This is a genomic window from Mycoplasmoides gallisepticum, assembly GCF_900476085.1.
GTDB classification, from domain to species: Bacteria; Bacillota_I; Bacilli_A; order Mycoplasmatales; family Mycoplasmoidaceae; genus Mycoplasmoides; species Mycoplasmoides gallisepticum.
The window spans coordinates 794,757-819,289 of sequence record NZ_LS991952.1 but is presented as its reverse complement, the minus strand read 5'-3'; the positions used below and the strand labels follow the sequence as shown (position 1 = coordinate 819,289).

Below are 24,533 nucleotides of genomic sequence, written 5' to 3'. Positions count from 1 at the left end.
TTAGATGAATCCGGACACATTAAAATCACTTAGTACGCAATCATCACTTAGTACACAATCAATCTTAATTATTGTGTTAGCAGTAATAGCTACTGTTGTAGTTGTTTTGTATGCTATCTATTTTGTGATTTTTATTAAGGTGCGAAGATCAGTTAATAAAAACTATAAGTTTCGAGAAAAATATAATGTTTTATCGGCAAAAAACTACAATTTAACAATTCAAAGATTAGCAAAATTAGCTAATGACCAAACTGGGTTAAAACACGTTGTTCAATACGTTAATAAGTTCAATAATTACTATCGTGAACAGATCAATTCGGTTTATGAACCGATTAACGAGTTATGTAATTTTGATTATCACTTTGATTTTAAGTGCGTTAAACAAGCAACTAAGCAGATTAATTTATACCTGGATAAGATCGAGATGTTGGATCGTTCGTTTACCCAAATCAAAGGAGATATCTCAGGTTATAAGAATCACTCATCTGAACTAATCGTTAGTTTTAAAGAACTGTTTGATAATCTGATTAAGTTTTTAGAAAAATATATTTTACCAACATTTGATAATGAAGAACTATTAAGAATGGTTAATAGTTTTTCAAGTTGTTTGTTTCATTTAGAAGAGTCTGCCACGAAATTACTAAACAACCGGCTAATTGCGATCATCGAGCACTGGTTAAAAAATTTACCAGCACTAATTAAGATGGCAAAGACTTACTTTGTTCTAAACAAATTAAGGGTAAGATTAAAATACTTTATTGAAGATATCTATTATTCTTTTGGTTTGTTAGTTCAAGATCCAAACTTTACCGAAGAAAAGAAACAAAAGATTAACACGATCATTAAATATACGAATAAAGATCTACAAACAGTTCACCGACTATTAATGCAACGCAACTTTAAGCAAGCTCAAATGTTGCTAGCTGATAAGTTTAATCTGATCGAGCCCCTTAAAACCGAGTTAGAACTAGAAACTAAATCTAAGAATACGATTGCAGTAATCTATCAAGCATTTAAATACTGAATCGATCATTATTTAAAAAACTTCGAACAACTGAAAGATAAATTAACGATATTCATCGTTAATTTTGAAAAAGATCATATCTTATTAGAACAGATTAGAAAACTAAGTTTTAAATCTGATCAATTAAAACTAATGATCAATGAAATTAATGAAGAAAACCAAAAAAAGTTAAGTCATAAAGATTACTTATTTTTAATCAGCAATATCGCTAATAACGCAACCAAATTAAATGAGAGTTTAGAGGTCTTAGTTAAAACAATTCTTGATAATATTGCTGCTTATGAAAACTTCTTATTTAATACAAACAATCTAAAACTACAGTTTGTCATGATTAAAAACTATTATCAAGCTAACGAACTAAAAAATGACAAACTGTACAAACTAATCTCAGATAATATTAATCAGTTAGTTGAATTAGAACAAAATCTGAATAAAAACTATAAAGAGAATATTAACAAGTTTGATCAGTTACACCAAAAGATGGAAGCAAACTTTTTAGAAGCTCTGAAAACCAGTATCAAACAAGTTGCTTTGAAAGAGTTATGTGAACACACATTTATGTTCTTACATAAATACATTTATGAATCAGTTGAGATCAAAAACTTCGTTTCTGATTTTAGAAAACGCTTGTTTGATAATGGTTTGTATGAAGAGTGTTTAACTAACCAGATCATCTTGTTAAATAAGATGAAGCAAGCAGCTAAGCAAAATCAAATTGTGCTTTCTTAAATTTTTTGACATATCTTATTACAGGAGTAAGATATGATCACTTCTGTATACGCAAAAATAGAATATGTGACAAACACAAAGATGTTGTTTGTTGCCAATAACTGAGGTTATTGGGTAAATGTAAAACCAAATAGTGGTTTTAGTCGCACTGACAATAATGTTCTTGTTTTCTTACACGAACTAACCTTTTTAGCACAGAACAATGCTATTAATAAAGAACTATATGCTTTTAAGAGTTTAAAAGAAAAAGAATGGTTCAAGGCACTGTTAACGATCAATGGCATTGGCCCTAAAACAGCCATGAACGTAATGGTAAATAAACAAGAAGAGGTACTAACCTTAATTAAAAACAATGACTTAAACGGCTTGTTAAGATTAGAAAACATTAATAAGAAAGTTGCCACAATGTTGTTAGCTTCAGATATTGCTAGTAAGCACTATCTGAAGAACCAAATTGTTGTTAGCGATAAAGTTGAACCACAAATAGATGACGATGAGAAAATTGATGATAGCAAAGACCTAAATGATGATGAATTATTATCAGAGATCGTGATTGAAGCAATTGATTGTTTAATCAGTCTAGGATATAAACAAGAGCAAATAAAAACGGCGTTAGCTGAAATTGATTTAAAAAACGAATCAATTAATGATTCGGCTGATCTTGTGGCAGTAATCATTAAACAAATAGGCTTAAGAACAAGTGAAGTTAGCTAGACCAAATAATTTCGATGAGTTTATTGGTAAAAATGAATTAAAACAAAAGTTATTAACTTTTATTAATGCCTCAATTAGCCAGAATAAAGCATTAGACCATGTGTTATTTTATGGACCACCAGGTGTTGGCAAAACATCGTTGGCACAGATTATTGCTAATGAATTAAAATCAAAAATCAAGATCTTGCAAGCATCGCAAATTCAAAAACCAGCAGATCTATTAAATGCTTTTTCATTACTATCCAAAAACGACGTTTTGTTTATTGATGAAATCCATTCGTTATCACCCACAATTATGGAACTATTATTTCCAATTATGGAAGATTACGTTGTTGATATTTTGATCGGTAAAGAATTTAATTCTAAATTTACTAGAATGAAATTACCACCGTTCACATTAATTGGTGCAACGACAATGTATGGCAGGATCATCGATCCGTTAGAAGAGCGGTTTGGAATCTTATTACAACTTGATTATTATCAAGATGATGAGATCTTTGAGATCATCAGATCAATTAATGCTAAAGAAAAGATTAAGTTAACCAAGGATGAGATGGTGCAGATAGCAGAACATTCTAAAGGAACACCACGTAATGCTTTAAGAATTTATAAACGGGTGATGGATTTTAAGTTATTTGATCAAGAGATTACGATTAAATCAATCCTTGAAAAATTAAATATCTATCAGTATGGTTTATCAAATCTAGATCTGGAATACCTTAAATCGTTTGATGATAATCCCAAACTTTATCTTGGTTTGAAATCACTTTCACTAATAAGTGGAATTGATTGTTTTACAATTGAATCAAAGATCGAGCCTTATTTACTCAAGATGAACTTGATTAAGAAAACCTCAAAGGGTCGACAGATAACACAAAAGGCAATCCAATATTTTAAAGATAATTAGAGATACTAATTGTCTTATTTTTTAATTATTTTAGAATATAACAATATCAGTTGTTCTAAGTATATGAATCAAAAGACGAACCCTGTATTAGATAAGAATAATAATCTGCAACAAGTTATTAGGCCATCGGTTAATTTAGCTAATAAGCAAGCGGTTGGGCCGAATAACAATAATATTTATCAAGCTCAGGCACAAATTGTTAGAAGTAATGCTAAAAAAGAAGGGATGCCAGCTGTAAACAGGATGCCAGCTAAACCTGGTCCAGGTTTAAATCAACCACAGCCACAACCTACTGCTAAAGTTGCTCCAAACCTAAATAATCCTAATAATCCTAGACCAGGTTTGAACCCTCAAAACAAAGCACCTAACCAACCTGGCAATTTAAATCCTAATAATTTAAACCGTAATTTAAATCAAAGGCCAAATCCGAATTTAAATACTCAACCCCTAAATAACAATAGAACAATTAACCCTAACCAGAATAATACGTTTAACATCTTAAATAAGTTAAACACAGGGCCAAAACCAGGACAAGCTAGAAATCCACAGGGTGAGAACCAACAACCTTTAAATCAACCTAAACCTAATAATTTAGAACCTAAACAAAATCCAGATATTCCAAGAGTTAACCCAAAACCATCACCTTCATTAAGAGATTTTGTTCCTCAAGATGAAACAGGTTCAGTTGATGAAGAAGAACAAAATGAAGCACCAATCACATCACTGCGTGATTTTTCAAATAACCAAACTCAACGAACAAGTATAAGAGACTTTAATTCAAGTTTAAATGGGGAAACTCCAGCTGAACAAGCAACTACAACTAAAGTTCCACCAGCTGCTAGCACACAAGCTGAACCAACAACTGAAGTAAAACCTACTAATAAAGTTGAACAAACTAAAAAAGCTGCTATTCATCCTAGTGGAATGACGCTTGAAGAGTTCATGCACAAGAAACAAGCAACTAATTTAGTGCTTGCGGATGAAAATACACTTCAAAAACAAAATGAGGAAAAAGAAGCTAAAGCTGTTACAGTTGTAAACCAACAAAACGTTCAAGAAGAATCAATCCCAGATGATGAAGTATCTAGATTTGATATCCAATATGAGATCTGAAGATTAAACAGATTAAAGAAGTTTGGGATTGGATCAATCTTTGTTGGATTATTTTCACTAATCCTTTGATTAGGAGTATTAGGTCTTGGTGTATTATATATTCTTCACCACTTTAAAGTTTTAGATATTACGACAACTTTAAAAATCAGCTTAGATACATTTAATGCGATCCTTGTTGCAGTAGTGATTGTTTATGTAATTGTTAGTTCAATCTATCGATTCTTAGCACTAGCGTGTGTGCTTGCAAGTAGTCAGATCGGATCACATAAAAAAGTTTATAGTTATGACTTCGATTCATTAAAAGCATCTTTATCATTCAGTGTTTTCTTTGAAATCGCTAGCTTAATCTCTTATCCAGTTTTACTTTCAAGAATTTCAAAAGCAATCAAATTACTTAAATAATCAATAAATATGGAAAATTAGCTTAATTAAAGCTAATTTTCTTATTTGTTCTAGAATTAACAATTCTTAAGCAAAAATAGTTATAAAAGATTATTATTCTTAGTTCACTTAATAAAAAAGACAAAACAAAATCATATGATAAATTTTTATCAAAAATACCGGCCAACTAATTTATCAAGTATTATTGGTCAATCTCATATTACCAACATCTTATTAAAAGCGAGTGCTCATGATCAATTAGCTACTGCTTATATCTTTCAAGGTTCTAGAGGAATAGGTAAGACATCGATTTCTAAAATCTTAGCTAAAGCTTATAACTGCTTAAATAAGAAAGATGGAGATGTATGTAATCAGTGTTCTGCTTGTGAATTAATTAATGAAAATAAATCTCAGGATATTTATGAATTAGATGCTGCTACTAATAACGGTGTTGATGAGATTAGAAAGATCATTGATGCAATCAATTATGCCCCAATGAATTTATCTAAGAAGGTCTACATCTTAGATGAAGCACATATGTTAAGTAATGGAGCTTGGAATGCTTTATTAAAAACATTAGAAGAGCCACCTAAACATGTTGTATTTATCTTTGCGACAACAGAGTTTCATAAGATCCCATTAACAGTAGTTTCGCGTTGTCAAAGTTTTAATTTTAAAAAACTAGATAAAGATGATCTTGTTGATGTTTTAAAAAATGTTGTTAAGCAAGAAAAGATTAAGATTGAAGATTCAGCGATTGATAAGATTGCTGATTTTGCTTCTGGGTCGGCTCGTGATGGGTTAAGTATTTTGCAACAACTAGCTTATGACAAAAATAAAAAGATCACGGTTGAAAAGATTAATGAAACGTTTGGTTTAATTAATCTAGAAATCAAGTTAGAGTTTTTAGAGTTAATTAATCAGCACGATCTTGAAAAGTTTGTTAAGCTTTTAAATGAGATTGAAGCTAAAGGAACTAATTTTGTTTTATTTATTCAAGATCTATTAGCGATCTTGATTGATCTCTTAGTTTATCAAAAGGTCAAAAGTTCTAGCTTACTAAAAGTTTTAGACGAAGAACAAGTTAAAGCAATTAATTTAAAAAATATTAAGCTTTTAAGCTTATCTGAAAAGATTAATGGGTTATTATCAACAAGGGTTTCGCAAACTAACATTAAAGAAAGTTTATTATTAGCTGTATTTGATTATTTAGAACAAAATCCCCAACCTGTTGTAGGTAATAATGTTGAAGTTGTAATTAAACCAAAAACTAAAACAACTGAGCAAATACAAGAAAAAGAAGAAGCTAAACCACAAGTAGAAATTAAACAGAAAAACGAAAACGAAAAAGTGGTTAAAGTTGAGCAACCTAATGAACAACTAAAAGCCAAAAAAGTAAGAAGCTTACCTTCTGAAGAAACCGAGAGTTCAACTAAATCAACAACTAACGATCAACTTGATCTTAGTTTAGATCCAACTAAAGCAAAAGATTATTTAAAGGCAATAATTTTCAGTGTTTGAAAAAACAGCAAGTTAATTAATAAGGAATTACAAAAAAACTTCTTAAACGCTCAAGAGAAATTTAAAAAGGGCGATAATAAAGAAGATTCCTTTTATGAAAATGTTGATCTATATTTAACTGGATCAAAAGTCTTGACGGTAACTGATAAAGCCGCGATAGTTCTTCTTGAAGATGAAAACGTCGCTGAACTACTCAACGAACAAAACTATAACAATAGTAAAGTTCATACTATTAACCATATCTTTGATAAAGAAATCTATGTGTTTGCAGTAACAAAAGAGGTAATGAAACCAATTTTTGAGCAAACACAAAAGATAAAAGATTTAGATATAATAAACTATTATAATGATCTGTATCAGTCGCTTGATGTTGATAAATTAAGAGCAATTAAGAAACAAAAAACTCAAGCCGAAATCTTAAGTGAATTATTAGACAAGTAATCTTTAAAAATCAATTAAGAAAACTTTAATAAGGACAAATATGAATTTTCAAAATTTAGCTAACCAAATGAAAAAGATGCAACGCGAAATGGAAAAGAAGCTTGCAGAATTTGAAGAAAAAGAATATCAATACGAATACAAGAAGTTAATTAAAACAACACTTAAAGGCAATCTGAGAATTGTTAAGCTTGAGATCAATAAAGATCTAATCGATCCAGAAGATCCAGATACTTTACAAGATATGGTAACTGAAGCGATTAATGAAGCGCTTGGTGATCTTGAAAAGAAAAGAGATGAACTCTCTAACTCAATTACCCCACCAATTAAATTTCCTGGATTTTAGTAAATATGACATCAGATCTAGATCTGAATGAGTTTAATAATCTAGTAGAACAGATTAGCGACTTACCAAGTGTTAGTAAAAAACAAGCCAAAAAGATTACCCAATACTTAATGACTAAATCAGATCGTTATGTTTATGATCTGATTGACGTTTTAAAACGAGCTAAATTATCAATCAAGATCTGCGAGATGTGTCAGGGTTGATCAAATCGTTCTATCTGTAGTATCTGTTCAGATGAATCAAGAAATAACAATGAACTGTGTATTGTTAGTTTTTTTGATGATTTAAATGTGATTGAAGAATCCCAAGCTTATCATGGTAAGTATTTTATTCTTAATCATGAGATCTCTAAAAAGAATAAAAGAATCATTGAAGAGATTAATTTTGATCTATTATTAGATCTGATTAAAAAACAAAAAATTGAGAAGGTAATTATTGCGACTAATTTTACTCAAGATGGGCAAACAACAGCAAATTACTTACGCTTTTTATTAGATGATTTTGATCTTAAAATCTATCGTTTAGGTATGGGTTTACCATACAATTCTTCAATTGATTATGCTGATTCCTTTAGTTTAAAAGGCGCTTTTGAAAACAAACAGCTAATAAAAGATAAAAAAGCGTAAGCCAAAAATTTAACCTTAATTTAATAATTTTTTGATCAAAACACGAAATATATTACATAATATATTCGAATTAATCTAATTGAGTTGTATACCTCTATAGCTTTAATTATGGTTAAGTTTTAATTTTGTAAGGTAGATAAAAATTTTATGACGAATAAAACTAAAGTTAAAAAAATCTCGATTGCTTTAGGTGTTGCTGGTGTAACCTCAATTGCAGGAGGTGCACTAGCTTCTTGTGGTGCTGCTTCTTCACTAACATATGAATCTTCTGTTCAGTTAGTAGTTTCAGATAATAGTTCAACTTTAGCTGACCAATCATTCTCAGAAACTTCATATAACGGGATTAGAGATTTCTACAAATCTGTATACAAAGAAACTCTTCCTTTAGCTAACGACCCTAGTTTATCAGTTAACAATGGTGTGTGAAAACGACCTGGAACAATTGATGATTCAAGAATTAACACTTATCGACAGATTAAAAATGATGGATCATTTGTTGCTGTAGCTACTGGTTTCAACCAAGAATCAGCACTAAACCGAATTCTTGATAACACAGCTTTATATAACGAATTCAAAGATTTTGGTTTCATCTTTGTGGATGGTGTTATCACTAAGAAAAATGGAACTAATATTTCAGCAATAACTTTCCAAACTGAAAGTGCTGCATTTTTAACGGGGATCGCTGCTGGAGTTTTGGTAAATAAAAATAGCAATTTCTTTAAAACAACAAAAGTTGGTGATGTAGACACTTATGGTATTGGTGCTTATGTAGGTTTACCTATTCCATCAACAATTAGTTTCTTAAACGGTTTTAGAATGGGAGCGATCTTCTTTAATCAATACATCCAACCAAGAGTAGAAGGATTTAAGAAACTTTCTTGAGTAAGCTCTAATGCAGCAGATAACAATGGTAATCGTGATACTTTACCAGCTGATAAATCTGATTCATTTAACGCGACAGAACAAAGAGCAACAACAATTACTAACCAATTGTTACAAAATGGTGCATCTTTAATCTATCCGATTGCTGGTCCACAAACAGCTCTTAGTCAAAACGTGATTCTTTCTAATAGAAACACACACCACGCACAATTAATTGGTGTTGATACAGCTCAAGAAAATTTAGCAACAACACAACCATTACAAGGAGCTCCTGGTGGTAAGACAATCGCTTTCTCAACAGTTAAAGCTTTAGATGTTGCTGTTGATTCAACTTTAAAAGCAATTCAAAAAGGTCAACCAGTAAACGGCTTCTATGGATATGGATGAAATAACTTAGCTACTTTAGCTAACGGTGGTGTTTCATTATCAAGCGCAGGATTAGCTTACTTACCAAACTTAACTGATCTGTTTACTAAAACTAGCATACCTGCTAATGCAGATCAAACTACTCCAAGACAAGAAATGTCTGATCAATCATCTGGAACTCCAGCGATGACTGGAACTATGAACGGTCAAGCTAATGGTGGAACTGAATCTATGATGGCTATGAGTATGATGATGGCAGAAGCTGGGGCTTCTACAGCACTGAATATGCCAGCAACATCTTCAACACCAGCTGCTACAACAACTAACAAACAAATTTCTGCTAACGACTTAGTTACAACAACAGAAGCTAATAAAACTATGGTAATTATGCAGTACGTTAACATTTTAGCTGGAACTTCTACTTTACTACCAGCTGCTAGTAGAGAAAACTGAAAAATTAAAGGTGATGAATTAAGAATGTTCAAAACTTCTGTGGAAGCTGATGCTAAATTATTACCAATTTTAACAACAGACGTTGATCCTAATACAGCTTTAAGTCATAAGTCTGCAATCATTTCTGGTTCATTCCAACAAGCTGAAGGTACCTTATTAAGCCAAGCAGGCAAACAATTTGTCTTCAAGAAATTAAACTAATTTAATACCAAATTTAATTAAATATCAACATGAAATTTGCTTTAGTCAAATTTCATGTTTTTTTTAGTTCAAAAGACGTTATTTAACTAGGTGTTATCATTTTACATTTAGTCAAAAAACCGACGAAAGTCTTTGTTTATAAACCAAGAAGAAGAAGAAGAAGAAGAAGAAGAAGTTCTTAGAAGTTCAGGAGTGTCGGGTTGAGCTAGTGAGCGAAAATTAAGCCGATTTATTACTTATTGAACTTTATATATTCTTAAACAATAATAGACGTGTTTAACGTAAGTTATTGGCTTAACTTTAAGTGAAGAGAAAAAACATTTTAAAGTTTGTTAGTTTATTAGGTATTGGTTCATTTGTAATGTTAGCAGCTGCTAGTTGTACTTCAGCAACTACACCAACACCTAACCCTGAACCAAAGCCAAATCCTGAACCAAAACCAGATCCAATGCCAAATCCTCCTAGTGGTGGTAACATGAATGGTGGAGATACTAATCCAGGAAATGGCGGAGGAATGGATAATGCTGTTCAACAATTAGCAGCTGCTAAAACAGCTTTAACTACTTTATTAAATGGTCAAACTGAAAAGGTCGGATTATATAATGACTATGCAAAAATCAAAGACGATTTAGTAAAAGCTTACATTGCAGCTAAAGAAATTTCAGATAAATCTCATGCAACTTTACAAGAAGTAAATAATGCTAAAACAAGATTAGAAACTGCAATAAAAGATGCTGCAAATTCAAAAACTAGTTTTGGTGAAAAAAATCCTGAATTAATCAAAGCATATGATGCTTTAAAACAAACGATTACTTCTGAAGAAATGTCATTAAATCAGTTGATGGATGCTAATTTTGAAACGATTAAAAATCATATATCAAATCTTTACAAACAAGGAAAAGATATCATAACAGCAACATTAGACCCAACAACAGGAGATGGTCCTCAAGCTATGGTAGTTAATCAAACTAATGAAGCAATTGTGAATGCAACCTCAAAAATTGAGGATTGAAAAACTAATGCAACTAATTTAGCTACCCGGTTCGTAAAGCAAACATTAAATAATGCAAATTTAGTTAATGAAACAAATAATCAGCCTCAACCAGGAAGTTATAGTTTTGTAGCTTATAGTGTTGATTTAAATACAGGGGTTAGTACCGCAAGTAACACACCTAATTGAAACTTTGCACAAAGAAAAGTTTGAGTTAGTGGAAGTGGTGGTAGAACTAGTCCTTTCTCTAGTTCAGATGCTAACAACTCTCCTGCATTAACAGATGTATCATGAATCTATAATTTAAGTGGAGCTAATTCAAAATATACCTTAACATTTAATTGGTATGGTCCATCAACAGGGCATTTATATTTCCCTTATAAATTAGTTAAAAGTGATGATGCGCAAAACGTAGGTTTGCAATATACATTAAACAATAAACCAGCACAAAGAATTGAGTTTGCTCCTGCACAATCTCCTTCATCTGGTGGAACAGCTCATGCTAGTGATCCTCAATCACCTAGAGCTGCTGCAACAGAAACAGATGTTTCTGATAGTGCTGAAGGTTCGCAAGCCCAAACTGACATGAGTTCCTCATCAATGAACAAGACTCCAACAGTTAGTGATATTAATGTTGCTAGTGTAACTCTATCTGATTTAAATTTTGGAGCAAACACCATTGAATTTAGTGTTCCAATGGGTGATAGTATGGTTGCACCAATGATTGGTAATATGTATATTACTTCTAACCCTTTAAACGTTAATCAGATCTATGATGATATTTTTGGTAATAGTGTATCTAATTCAACTGATCAAAATAAGGCTGTCACAGTTGATCTATTAAAGGGTTATAGTCTTGCAACTAACTGATCGATCTATTTAGCAAGATTTACAGACTTGATGGAAGGAACTCAAAGAATTCAAGACCCTGTTTATTTAGTTGGGTATATCGGTGGTAGTCAGGACAGAAACTTTACACAAAATTTACAAGTTCAGAATAATCTTAGATATCCTTTAGCACAGAATGATCAAAGAACATTTACAATCTATGTAAATGCTCCTAAAGCTGGTGATTATCATATTAGTGGTTCATATCTTTTTTCAAGTAATCAAAACGTACAACGAGGCTTAAAATTATCAATAAACAATGATAACTCTGTTTTGTTAACCGTTAAAAAACAAGCAAATTGAAATACATTAGGACATTTTGACACATCTAAGGATAATGAAAGCCAAGGTAATGATGGTTCGATCCAAACAAGCGGCAAAAAAGTGCTAACTTTACAAAAAGGTTTAAACAAGATAGTTATATCGGGTGGATCTTCAGGACAAGATGGAACTAACGCTCCTTATATTGGTAATTTAACATTTACTCTGAATAATTCTTCAACAAATGCAAGTCAAGATAGCTCTAGTAATTCAACTCAAGATAAATAAAATTGTTCAATCAGCATTGGAAGCTAAGTTAGTTAAATAAAATTATTAGTACCAGGACCACGAACGGTTCTGGTTTTTTATTAATTAAAAGATGCAAATGTAGATCTGGTTTAGATATAAATATTTATAGAATTCTTTTATTTTCTAAGAAGAAGAAGAAGAAGAAGAAGAAGAAGAAGTTCTTAGAAGTTTAGAAGCTAGGGGTTGGTTTGATCAGCGAAAATAAACCCGATTTATTACTTACTGAACTTTATATATTCTTCTAGTCGATGAATTTGAAATAAATACAAATTCGTCAATTCAGCTTTAAGTGAAAAGAAAAAACATTTTAAAGTTTCTTAGTTTATTAGGTATGGGTTCGTTTGTAATGTTGGCAGCTGCAAGCTGTACTACACCGGTCAACCCAACACCTAACCCAAAACCAACTCCAAACCCTGAACCAAAACCACATCCAATGCCAAACCCTCCTAGTGGTGGTATGAATGGTGGAGATACTAATCCAGGGAATGGTGGTGGCATGATGGGCGACAATCCTAATCCTGGGAACACCACACCAGAACAACAATTAGCAACTGCTAGAAAAACGCTAACCGATCTAATTGGTACAGAAAATACCAACGTTGCTTTATATGCTGATTATGCCAAAATTCAAAGCACTTTAAGCACTGCTTATATGACAGCTAAAACTGCATCAGAAAATACAAATGCAACTTTAGAAAATCTAAGATCTGCATCAACTACACTACAAACAGCAATTGATAAAGCTGTTAGTGATAAAAATGATTTTAATAACCAAAATGCTGATTTAGTTAGTGCATATACATCATTAAAAGATGCTGTTAAATCAGAAACTACTAATTTAGAAGGTTTATCTGATGCAAATTATACAGCCATAAAAGATAACCTTACTACTTATTATGGTAAAGCTAAGAATATTTTAACAGCTACGCTATATCCTGAATCAGGGGAGATTCCTAAAGTTGATGCTGTAAAAGTAGTAAACAATTTTATTACAAATGCAAATAGTAATATTGAACAATGAAAAAATAATGCAAACATGTTATCTGATAGTTTTTTAAAGAAAACCTTAGATAAAGAACAATTAACAAGTAATGCGGAATTACAACAACCTGCAAATTACAGTTTTGTAGCATATAATCAAGATATAACTAATCCTACTTATAATTTTGCTAAAAGAGTAGTTTGAAAACCACAAGAAGGTCGGTCAAGTACCTATGTGCCATTAGAAAATCAAGGTGATTTAACAGACGTATCATGAATTTATAGTTTAGCTGGAAATGAAACTAAATATAGTTTTACTTTTGCTAATTATGGCACAACTACAGGATACTTATATTTTCCATACAAGTCAGTTAAATCAAGCGATAATGTTGCATTACAATATAAGTTAAATGGTGCTAGTCCGGTATCTATCGATTTTAATAACTCAGCAATAAGTCCATCTCAAGAAAGTGCTAGTGATGCTGATGGTTCTGAGGTGGCTACAACAGCTGATGATAGTAGTGCTAAATCTCAAGTAAAAGCTGAGAAAGCTTCTTCTACAAGTGATGTTTCTAGAAGCGCAGTTAACTCAGCGCCAAGCGTTGATGAGATCAAAGTAGCTAAAATTATCTTATCTGAATTAAAATTTGGTCAAAACACCATTGAATTCAGCGTGCCAACAGGTCAAGATAAAGTAGCTCCAATGATAGGTAATATGTATATTAGTTCAACTGATAAAAATGATAATTTAGTATACAATGATATTTTTAGTAATATTTTAGATAAACAAGATGAACCAACTTCTGTCACTGTTAACTTATTAAAGGGTTATAGTCTAGCAGCTGACCACTCAACATATTTTTATCAATTTTCAAGTTCTAACGGAATGAATGAAAGCAACCCTACTTATTTAGTTGGATTTATTGGTGGTCGTGGGAATCGTAATAATCTAAATTCTTCTGTTACTGCTGATAATAAAGTTGCTAGTCCTTCTTTTCAAACATCTGATAGAACTCTAACGATCTATGTAAATGTTCCTAAAGATGGTCAATATTATATTAAAGGTTCATATCTTACATCAGATAATAGAAACTTAAAATTTACAACAACTGCTACTGCAAATAATTCAATAACATTTACTGTTAAAGGAAAAAATAATTGAAGTACGCTAGGTACTTTTAATACAGCGAATAATAACGACATTGAAACAAGTGGTTCTTCTAGTAGTGGTCAGGCAAACGAATCAAAGACAATAAAATTAAATAAAGGTTTAAACAAGGTTGTTATAGGTTCAGTAATGATTAATAATAGATATCCGGGTGCTCCTTATATTGGTAATCTTAAATTCACTTTAATGAGTCCTACAATGATGGAGGCTAAGAAATAACTGTTGAAAAATTATAAATAAGCGCTAAGTTAGTTATATAAAATTATTAGCCCAGGATCGATAAAACGGTTCTGGTTTTTTTATTAATTAAAAAGATGCAATTGTAGATTTGGTTTTAATATAAATATCGATAAAACCTTTTGTTTTCCGAAGAAGAAGAAGAAGAAGAAGAAGTTCTTAGGAGTTCTGTGGTCTGGGGTTGGTTTGATCAGCGAAAATAAACCCGATTTATTACTTAATTGAACTTTATATATTCCTTACTTGATGAGTATGTATTTTTCATACAAATTCATCGATTCAACTTTAAGTGAAAAGAAAAAACATTTTAAAGTTTGTTAGTTTATTAGGTATTGGTTCATTTGTGATGTTAGCAGCTGCTAGCTGTACTCAAGCTAGCACTCCAACTCCTACCCCAACTCCTACCCCAACACCTAACCCTGAACCAAAGCCAAATCCTGGTGGTGGTGACACGAATAATCCTCCTAGTGGTGGTATGAATGGCGTAGATACTAATCCAGGTGGTGGACAAGGCATGATGAATGCTACTAACCAGGAATTAGTGAATGCTAAAAAAGCTTTAAGTGATTTAATTGGTGGAGAATCTAAGACTGTTGAATTATATGCAGACTATGCAAAAATTAAAGCTGACTTGACTTCTGCGTACGCAGTTGCTAAAACGACTTCAGATAGTTCAACATCAACTTTAGATCAAGTTAAAACAGCAACATCAACTTTACAAACTGCTATTAATACTGCTGCTAGTGACAAAGAAAAATTTGATCAACAAAATAGCCAATTATTAATGGCATACAAAGTTTTAAAAGACACTCTTAATAAAAAAGAAGCTATAGTAATGTCATTAAATCAAGAAAAATATAGCGCAATTTTGAGTGAAATTAATGCAGCTTCTTCAACAGCTGAAGAAATCGTTAAACAAACATTGAATCCAGTGAATGGTAATCTTCCAGTTGTAGCTACACTTAATGCTGAAAACACCAAAATCCTAGAAGCAATAAAAGAAGAAAAAATTAATTCAGAAAAAAGTAATGCTGATCTGTTTGCAAATTATCAATTGTATAAATTGGATAGAACTAAATTAATGAGTGAAGGTTCTAATAATACGAAACAACCAGGAAATTATAGCTTTGTAGCTTATGCTAGTGACATAGCAAGTCCAAACTGAAATTTTGCACAAAGAACAGTTTGAACAGCAGATAGTAGAACTTGAACCAGCCCTTTACCTAATAATTTACAAAACTCTGCTCCTTTAACAGATGTGTCATGAATCTACACTTTAAGCGGGACAGGAGCTAAATATACACTAACATTTGATTATTATGGCCCACAAACTGGTTATTTATACTTTCCTTATAAGTTGGTTAAAACAAGTGATAAAGTCGGGCTTCAATATAAATTAAATCAAGCAGATCCTGTAGCGATTCAGTTTAGTGAAGCGGCTGCTACTGCTTCAGCTCCAGCTGAAACAGATGGTAGACAAGAATCAGCTGAAACTACAACTGCTAATGAGAAAGTTAACCCAATGCCATCAGTTAATACTATTAATGTTGCTAAAGTGACTTTATCTAATTTAAAGTTTGGTTCTAACACAATTGAATTTAGTGTTCCAATGGATCAAGACAATATGAATAAAGTTGCGCCAATGATTGGTAATATCTATATTACTTCATCTAATGATGAAGCAAATAAAAAGCAAATTTACGATAGTATTTTTGGAAACACTTCATCACAAACTGCTAGCCAAACATCTGTTAGTGTTGATCTATTAAAAGGATATAGTCTTACAACTAGTTGAAGCACATATATTCGTCAATTTACTGGTTTAACAGGTAATGGTGTACAAACCTCTGACCTTGTTTATTTAATTGGTTTGATTGATGGTAGCCAGAATCGTACAGTTGCAAGCGGTCCAATGAATATTAAAAATATTCCTAATATGAATGGCGCTACAAGAACATTCACAATATATGCAAATGCACCAGTAAACGGGAACTATCACATAAGTGGTGCATATTTACAAGGAGCGAATCAAGCAAGAAGTCTAAAATTCTCAACCGGTACAAGTGGCAGTAATAATGAAGTTACAGTCACTGGTTTAAAACAAAAAAATTGAACCACATTAGGTCACTTTGATACTAAGATGACTAGCACTACTGTTTCAGGAACAGGTACACCAATGAAAAGAACTCTAACCTTAAATCAAGGTTTAAACAAGATTGTTGTATCAGGAGTAAACAATGGCGATACACCATTTATAGGTAATCTAACATTTACTTTAGAAAGCAATCAAACGATTAGTGAACAAGTTGAGCCTAGTTCTGCTACTGCAGAAAAGAATATATAAGCGCTAAGTTAGTTACATAAAATTATTAGCATCAAGACCGATAAACGGTTTTGATGTTTTTTATTTAAAAAGGCTGGTAAATTATTTCTGAATTAACTGTAAAAACGAATGAAAGCTTTTGTTTTCGAAGAAGAAGAAGAAGAAGAAGAAGAAGTTCTTAGAAGTTTAGGAGTGTTGGATTGGCCTAGTGAGCCAAAATAAACCCGATTTATTACTTACTGAACTTTATATATTCTTAATTGGTGAATTTTTTAATTTTTTAAAAATTTATCAGATCGACTTTAAGTGAAAAGAAAAAACATTTTAAAGTTTGTTAGTTTATTAGGTATTGGTTCGTTTGTAATGTTGGCAGCTGCAAGCTGTACTTCAGCACCAGCACCAACACCAACACCAACACCGAACCCTGAACCAAATCCAATGCCAAATCCTGGCGGTGGTGTAGGTATGTCTGATGGAAATACCAATCCAGGGAATGGTGGTGGCATGATGGGCGACAATCCTAATTCTGGGAACACCACACCAGAACAACAATTAGCAGCTGCTAGAAAAACGCTAACCGATCTACTTGGTACAGAAAATACCAATGTTGCCTTATATGCTGATTATGCCAAAATTCAAAGTACTTTAAGCACTGCTTATATGACAGCTAAAACTGCATCAGAAAATACAAGTGCAACTTTAGATAATTTAAGATCTGCATCAACTACACTACAATCTAAAACTAATAGTTTAGAAGGATTATCTGAAAATAAATATAGTGGTATTAAAAACCACGTAAGTAAACTGTTTGATACAGGTAGTGCAATAACAGCTAGAACATTAGATCCTACTAGTGGTGAAAGACCTACTTTAGAGAAAGTAAATGAAGCTAACAACGGTATTAAAATGGCTATTAGTTCTGAATCATTGAATAAATGAAAAACTAATGCAGATAAATTTAACGATTTTGAGAAAAACCCGTTGTCTAAAGAGAAATTAGAATCAACAAACGATACAGCTCATAATCAAGAACAACCAGCAAATTGAAGTTTTGCAGCTTATAGTGTTGATCTAACTAGTAATTCGCAAAATCTACCTAACTGAAATTTTGCTCAAAGAAAGGTTTGAACTAGTGAAGGTCAAGAAGGTGGAAGAACAGTTCTAGTTTCTTCCCCTGTTTCTTCAACTGACGTGTCTTGGATTTATAGTTTAGCTGGAGAAGGAACTAAATATACCCTAAGTTTTGAGTATTATGGTCCTGATACTGCATTCTTATATTTCCCTTATAAGTTAGTTAAACAAGCTGATTCAAATTCAGTAGCGCTTCAATACAGTCTAAATAAAGCTAGCCCAAAATTAATTAATTTTCAACCAGTTAGAACAGAACCTGCAAATGCTGATTCAACTACTAATGAAACTACAACTACAGGTAGCAGTGAAAGTAGATCATCTTCTGAAGTTTTAGTTGCTGATGAAGCTGCAACTTCTAATAATGAAATGAATCCTACTCCAACAGTGGATAGTATTAATATAGCTAAAGTGACTTTAACAGGTTTAGCATTTGGACAAAACACTATTGAGTTTAGCGTTCCAACAGATCAAACTAATAAAGTAGCTCCGATGATTGGTAATATGTTTATTAGCTCAAATTCTGAAAGTCAAGAAAAGATTTATAATCAAATCTTTGGCAATACAAGTAATTTAAGCACTGACTCTAGATCTGTAACCATTGATTTATTAAAAGGCTATAGTCTTGCTTCTGGTTGATCAACATATGTTGGAGAATTTAAACGACTAACTGGAGCAAATCAAACAGCTTCAGATTCACAAACAAGTGCCCCAAGTTATTTAGTTGGATATATTGCAGGATCTTGACAAAGAACTGTTAATAATGTTAATAATGTTAGTAATATAATTAGAAACCCGCAAATAGCAGGACAACGAAGAACCCTTGCAATATATGTAAATGCACCATCTGACGGTCAGTATGGAATTAGTGGTTCATATATTTCAACAAATAGAACACAAAGATCATTAAAATTCCAAACAGGGAGTGATGATTCTAATTCTGTAACAATTAATGTAACAGCAAAAACTGCTTGAACTGCATTAGAAACATTTGATACAAGTGATACGACTAACAATGTTGTATCAGGCAATATGGCCAAAAGAACATTACACCTTAAACAAGGTCTTAATAAGATAGTTATTAGTGGAACTAATGATACTCCTTATATTGGTAATTTAACATTCACTTTAAATAATAATCCGTTAAGTAATACTGAAAGTGAGACTCGTGAATCAACATAATAATGAATCAAATAAAAAAATCTTTATCTTTGAATAAAGCGCTAAGTTAGTTACATAAAATTATTAGCACCAAGACCGATAAGCAGTTTTGGTGTTTTTTATTTAAAAAGGCTGGTAAATTATTTCTGAATCAACTGTAAAAACGAATAAAAACTTTTGTTTTCGAAGAAGAAGAAGAAGAAGTTCTTAGAAGTTTAGAGGTTTGGGGCTCGTCTGTTCGACGAAAATAAACCCGATTTATTACTTACTGAACTTTATATATTCTTATCTTGATGAACTTGTTCGTTTTACAAATTCGTCAATTCGACTTTAAGTGAAAAGAAAAAACATTTTAAAGTTTGTTAGTTTATTAGGTATTGGTTCGTTTGTGATGTTAGCAGCTGCTAGTTGTACCCAAGCAACTACCCCAACACCAACACCTAATCCTCCTAGTGGTGGTATGAATGGTGGAAATACTAATCCAGGGAATGGTAGAGGAATGGATAATTCTGCTAAGCAATTAGCAGCTGCTAAAACAGAAGCTAAAGTTGTTATTAATGCTTCAGCAGAATTATCAGATTCAGTTAAAGAAGCATTAAAAAGACAAGTTGATGCAACTACAACAGGACCTGCAGCAAGAGATTTAAAAACTAAAGCAGAAGCTCTTGTTTCAGCTGTAAAAGCATTAAGCGGATCGGTTACTGCTGCTAAAACACTTCAATCTGAAGAACAATACACAAATGTAAGCCAAGATCTTAAAACTACTTTAGAAGCAAAATTAACAGCAGCAACGGCATTACTAGAAGATGGAACAAAACTTAAAAATCTAGATGCTTCAAGTAATTTAGACACAACAAAAGCTTCATTAGAATCTTCAAAAACAGATCTTGATGCAGCAGTTGCAGCAGTTAAACCAGATCTTGACTTCCAAAAAACAAAAACTAGCGCAGCATCAGCAGTAGAAGCGCTAGATACTCTTGTTAACTCAGCTTTAAAAGTTGAACTACAAAGACAAGTTACAGCTTTAGATAAAGATCACGCTGCTCAAGCTACAACAATGTTAGAAAACCTAACATCATTAAAAGATTCTCTAACATCACTTCAAGATCTAGTTTCTAAAGGTCTTGCAATGCAAGTGGACTACCCAAGAAGCTACTATGATGCAGATAACAAAGCAGATTTCGATGCAGCGCTACTTAAAGCTTCATCAGTGTTTCCAGCATTCCAATGAACAGCTGAATCAATTATGGTTCCTGCTGCAACAAATGGTGCTTTACCAAACCCTAGAGCTTGAACCAAAGCTAGAGACAAATCAGAATTCAAACTACAAAACTTTGTAATGGCTCCAGCTCAAGCAGCTACTCCAATAATAACGCAAACTTCACCTAGCGCGACAGCATCAGCTATAGTTAGAGTTGCAACAGGAACAAAAGAAACTTCAACTATGCAAACTGCTCCTGCAGCACAAACTACAACAGCTGATTTAGCATCAACTGCTTCTTATCTAAAATCATTAAACGATACTTTAAAAGCAGCTACTGATGCGCTTAACGGCGATAACCCTACAACCAAAACTGCTTACTATAAAGCTGACGCTGGGCGTACACTATACTGAGACGGGTTTATGCCAAAAATTGTAACTACAACTCTTACTGTTGTGCCAAGGAATAGAGAATATAATGTATCTCCAACTGGCAGCTATCCTTTTTGAAAAGAAAGAAACGCATTAATATTAACTACATGATTTAATCAAAATCAAGATAAACTAAGCCTTGTAGCAGAGCAACTGACAAAAAAATTAGGTGAAGAAAAGTTCAAGAATATGACTTTATCAGATCCTAAAATTTCTTGGGATGAATTAGTCATGAACAGTAAAACTATTTTGACACCAAAAGTAACTTTTACCTTAACTCCTAAAAAAGGCTATAAAAAAGCAGATGATTCTTCTCAAACAGTTACACTAACTATTAGAAATCTATATAAAGAAGCAGATCCAAATAAAAACTTATTTGCAACACAAGGAGCTTCATCTTCAGCAGCGCCACAAAATTCAAAAGTTGATGATGCTAACGTAAAAGCAAAAGTTAATGTTTATTTAAACTACACCGGGCCAAATATTGAGTTAGATGCAAAGTTTCCTCAAGTAGGATCTCAAAATAATACTTCAATTAACGGAACCTCAAATGTAGATGGTAACTTTAACACTAAATTCAAAGAATTATTAGTAAGAGATAACGCTCAAACTTCATTATTACAAGCAATAATTAACTATGTTAACAAATTTGACCCTAAATTTAAAGCTCAACTTGTAACAGAAAAAGACGGAGTTGCTATAACTAAAGTTCAAAACATTAAAGAACTTAGAATAGGAAATTTAAACGATAGCAGCGTATTCTTACAACAAGTTAATGGAGACTCAAGCGCAGTATATTTTGCAGTTAACGGTGTAACCAGCGAAGGTTGATTAAATACTTTCTTAATTAGAATTCCTTTAACTAAATTTGTAAGACCTATAAGCGTATTACAAACTCCAGATCAACAGCAAACTAAAGAAGGTGGTGAAGAAGCAACTCAACCTCAAGATGCTAGATCAGGAACAGCTTCAACAAGTGAAGCTCAATCAGGTCAAAGTAATGAACCAGCAGGTTCAGAAACAGGATCAACACAACAAGCTCAAAGCTCACCAACAACTGGAACAAGTTCATCTTCAAACTAATAATAAAACCAAAAACATGTTTAGAAAGAAATCAAACGATTAGTGAACAAGTTGAGCCTAGTTCTGCTACTGCAGAAAAGAATATATAAGCGCTAAGTTAGTTAAATAAAATTATTAGCCCAGGATCGCTAAAGCGGTTCTGGTGTTTTTTTTTGTTTAGTTAAGACAAATTGAGTTGTTGTATTTAATATATAAAATAGCTAAAATCCTTTAGAAATCGAAGAAGAAGAAGAAGAAGAAGTTCTTAGAAGTTTAGGAGTTAGCGGATGCTCTGATCAGCGAAAATAAACCCGATTTATTACTTACTGAACTTTATATATTCTTTAGACAATAATAGACGTGGTGAACGTAAGTTATTGGCTTAACTTTAAGTGAAGAGAAAAAACATTTTAAAGTTTGTTAGTTTATTAGGTATTGGTTCGTTTGTGATGTTGGCAGCAGCTAGTTGTACTTCAGTAACTAACCAAACACCTAACCCTGCACCAAAGCCAAATCCAAACCCTGAACCAAAACCAGATCCAATGCCAAACCCTCCTAGTGGTGGTATGAATGGCGGAGATACTAATCCAGGGAATGATGGTGGCATGATGGGCGACAATCCTAATTCTGGGAACACCACACCAGAACAACAATTAGCAGCTGCTAGAAAAACGCTAACCGATCTACTTGGTACAGAAAATACCAATGTTGCCTTATATGCTGATTATGCCAAAATTCAAAGTACTTTAAGCACTGCTTATATGACAGCTAAAACTGCATCAGAAAATACAAGTGCAACTTTAGATAATTTAAGATCTGCATCAACTACACTACAAGCAGCTATTGATAAAGCTGCTAGTAATAAACGTACATTTGATAGTGCTAATCAACCTTTAGTAACTGCATATAATCAATTAAAAACTACACTACAATCTAAAACTACTAGTTTAGAAGGTTTATCTGAAAATAAATATAGTAGTATTAAAAATCACTTAAGTAAACTGTTTGATGCAGGTAGTGCAATAGCAGCTAGAACATTAGATCCTACTATGGGAACTGTTCCTGAAGTTATGTCTGTTACTAAAGCGAACGAAGATATAATGACTGCTGTTTCAAAACTTACGGAATGAAAAACTAATGCAGATAAGTTTAACGATTTTGAGAAAAAACCGTTGTCTAAAGAAAAATTAGAATCAACAAACGATAGAGCTCATAATCAAGAACAACCGGCAAACTGAAGTTTTGCAGGTTATAGTGTTGATCTAACAACTGGATCTACTGGTAATTCGCAAAATCTACCTAACTGAAATTTTGCTCAAAGAAAGGTTTGAACTAGTGAAGGTCAACAAACCGGAAAAACAGCTCTAGTTTCTTCTCCTGTTTCTGCAACTGATGTTTCTTGGATTTATAGTTTAGCTGGAGAAGGAACTAAATATACCCTAAGTTTTGAATATTATGGTCCTGATACTGCATTCTTGTATTTCCCTTATAAGTTAGTTAAACAAGCTGATTCAAGTTCAGTAGCCCTTCAATACAGTCTAAATAAAACTAGTTCGAAATTAATTAATTTTGAACCAGCTGAAACTGTTTCTACAAACGCTGATCAAAGTGAAAATGGAGTAGCAACTACTAGTACTACTGAAGGTAGATCATCTTCTGAAGTTTTAGTTGCTGATGAAGTTGCAGCTGTTAATAATGAAATGAATCCTACTCCAACAGTAAGTGACATTAATATTGCAAAAGTTACTTTATCTGGGCTGACATTTGGAGAAAATACAATTGAATTTAGTGTTCCAACAAATAAGGTAGCTCCAATGATTGGAAATATGTATCTTACTTCAAATTCTGGAAGCCAAGGAAAGATCTATAATGAAATCTTCGGTAATACTAGTAACTCAAGTGACAATTCAATTTCTGTCACTGTTGATTTATTAACAGGTTATAGTCTTGCTTCTGGTTGATCAACATATATCGGTGAATTTAAACAATTAATGGACACGCAGATGGGAGCATCTTCAGATTCACAAACAAGAAAGTCAAGTTATTTAGTCGGATTTATTGGTGGTCCTGGTAGAAGACAGCTTGTTAACAACAGTAATAGAATTCAGAGTCCGCAAACAAATAGTCAAAAAAGAACATTTACAATTTATGTAAATGCTCCGCAAGACGGTGATTATTATATTAGTGGGTCGTATCTAACAAGTGATAATAGACAACTAATGTTCTCTTCACCAACAGGTGATAGTACAAGTTCTATGAACAATGTTACATTAACTATTCAAGGGAAACGAAATTGAACTACATTAGACGCCTTTAACACTCAAACTAATACAAATATCGTTAATCCTTCTAATTTATCTAGTGGTATGCAAAACGCTCATACTACCCTACATCTTAAAAAAGGATTAAACAAAGTTGTTATTAGTGGAGTTTCAAACGGTGATACTCCTTATATTGGTAATTTAACATTTACTTTAAATAATAACCCGTCAAGTAATACTGAAAGTGAGACTCGTCAATCAACATAATAATGAATCAAATAAAAAAATCTTTATCTTTGAGTAAAGCGCTAAGTTAGTTACATAAAATTATTAGCACCAAGATCGTAAACGGTCTTGGTGTTTTTTAATTTAAAAAGTCTAATAAATTATTTCTGAATTAATTGCAAAAATGAATGAAACCTTTTGTTT

15 protein-coding genes are annotated in these 24,533 nt (G+C 32.3%); all 15 read left to right on the top strand.

All coding sequences use genetic code 4. From position 1 onward, the window contains the following. Positions 1–4 precede the first annotated feature (4 nt). The 15 genes from D2833_RS03345 to D2833_RS03280 all read left to right on the top strand — a co-directional run bounded on the left by D2833_RS03345 (position 5) and on the right by D2833_RS03280 (position 24,371). Positions 5–1,753, top strand: coding sequence for a hypothetical protein (locus D2833_RS03345; protein ID WP_011113864.1), 1,749 nt, complete (start codon positions 5–7; stop codon positions 1,751–1,753). Positions 1,754–1,819: 66 nt separating this feature from the next. Next, positions 1,820–2,467: a Holliday junction branch migration protein RuvA gene (ruvA, locus tag D2833_RS03340; protein WP_231111923.1), complete on the top strand. Its 648-nt coding sequence runs from the start codon at positions 1,820–1,822 to the stop codon at positions 2,465–2,467. Beyond that, on the top strand, positions 2,454–3,374 hold the full coding sequence (gene ruvB, locus D2833_RS03335; RefSeq protein WP_011113862.1) for a Holliday junction branch migration DNA helicase RuvB: 921 nt from the start codon (positions 2,454–2,456) through the stop codon (positions 3,372–3,374). Before ruvA ends, ruvB begins: the two co-directional genes overlap by 14 nt. 9 nt (positions 3,375–3,383) lie before the next feature. Continuing rightward, complete coding sequence (locus D2833_RS03330) at positions 3,384–4,889, top strand: hypothetical protein (RefSeq protein WP_011113861.1); 1,506 nt, start codon at positions 3,384–3,386, stop codon at positions 4,887–4,889. Positions 4,890–5,024: 135 nt separating this feature from the next. After that, a complete protein-coding gene (gene dnaX / locus D2833_RS03325) occupies positions 5,025–6,830 on the top strand; it encodes a DNA polymerase III subunit gamma/tau (RefSeq protein ID WP_011113860.1) in 1,806 nt (601 codons plus the stop codon). A 40-nt stretch (positions 6,831–6,870) separates the two neighbouring features. Beyond that, a complete protein-coding gene (locus D2833_RS03320; RefSeq protein ID WP_011113859.1) occupies positions 6,871–7,173 on the top strand; it encodes a YbaB/EbfC family nucleoid-associated protein in 303 nt (100 codons plus the stop codon). Between the two features lie 5 nt (positions 7,174–7,178). Beyond that, on the top strand, positions 7,179–7,799 hold the full coding sequence (locus tag D2833_RS03315; protein WP_011113858.1) for a toprim domain-containing protein: 621 nt from the start codon (positions 7,179–7,181) through the stop codon (positions 7,797–7,799). 147 nt (positions 7,800–7,946) lie between these two features. After that, entirely contained in the window at positions 7,947–9,701 is a 1,755-nt protein-coding gene (locus D2833_RS03310) for a BMP family lipoprotein (RefSeq protein ID WP_011113857.1), read from the top strand. Positions 9,702–9,833: 132 nt separating this feature from the next. After that, positions 9,834–9,968 carry a hypothetical protein gene (locus D2833_RS04365; protein WP_265736589.1) on the top strand — a complete coding sequence of 45 codons (135 nt, stop codon included), beginning with the start codon at positions 9,834–9,836 and terminating at the stop codon, positions 9,966–9,968. A 37-nt stretch (positions 9,969–10,005) separates the two neighbouring features. Next, positions 10,006–12,129, top strand: coding sequence for an FIVAR domain-containing protein (locus tag D2833_RS03305; protein ID WP_027333226.1), 2,124 nt, complete (start codon positions 10,006–10,008; stop codon positions 12,127–12,129). Between the two features lie 310 nt (positions 12,130–12,439). Further along, positions 12,440–14,518, top strand: coding sequence for an FIVAR domain-containing protein (locus D2833_RS03300; protein ID WP_117274104.1), 2,079 nt, complete (start codon positions 12,440–12,442; stop codon positions 14,516–14,518). 307 nt (positions 14,519–14,825) lie between these two features. After that, entirely contained in the window at positions 14,826–16,880 is a 2,055-nt protein-coding gene (locus tag D2833_RS03295) for an FIVAR domain-containing protein (protein WP_117274101.1), read from the top strand. A 285-nt stretch (positions 16,881–17,165) separates the two neighbouring features. After that, positions 17,166–19,169, top strand: a complete 2,004-nt coding sequence (locus D2833_RS03290) for an FIVAR domain-containing protein (RefSeq protein ID WP_117274098.1) — start codon at positions 17,166–17,168, stop codon at positions 19,167–19,169. Between the two features lie 313 nt (positions 19,170–19,482). After that, positions 19,483–21,864, top strand: a complete 2,382-nt coding sequence (locus D2833_RS03285; RefSeq protein ID WP_117274096.1) for a GA module-containing protein — start codon at positions 19,483–19,485, stop codon at positions 21,862–21,864. Between the two features lie 371 nt (positions 21,865–22,235). Then, positions 22,236–24,371 (top strand): FIVAR domain-containing protein, encoded by a 2,136-nt coding sequence (locus D2833_RS03280; RefSeq protein WP_117274093.1) that lies wholly within the window; start codon positions 22,236–22,238, stop codon positions 24,369–24,371. Positions 24,372–24,533: the final 162 nt, after the last annotated feature.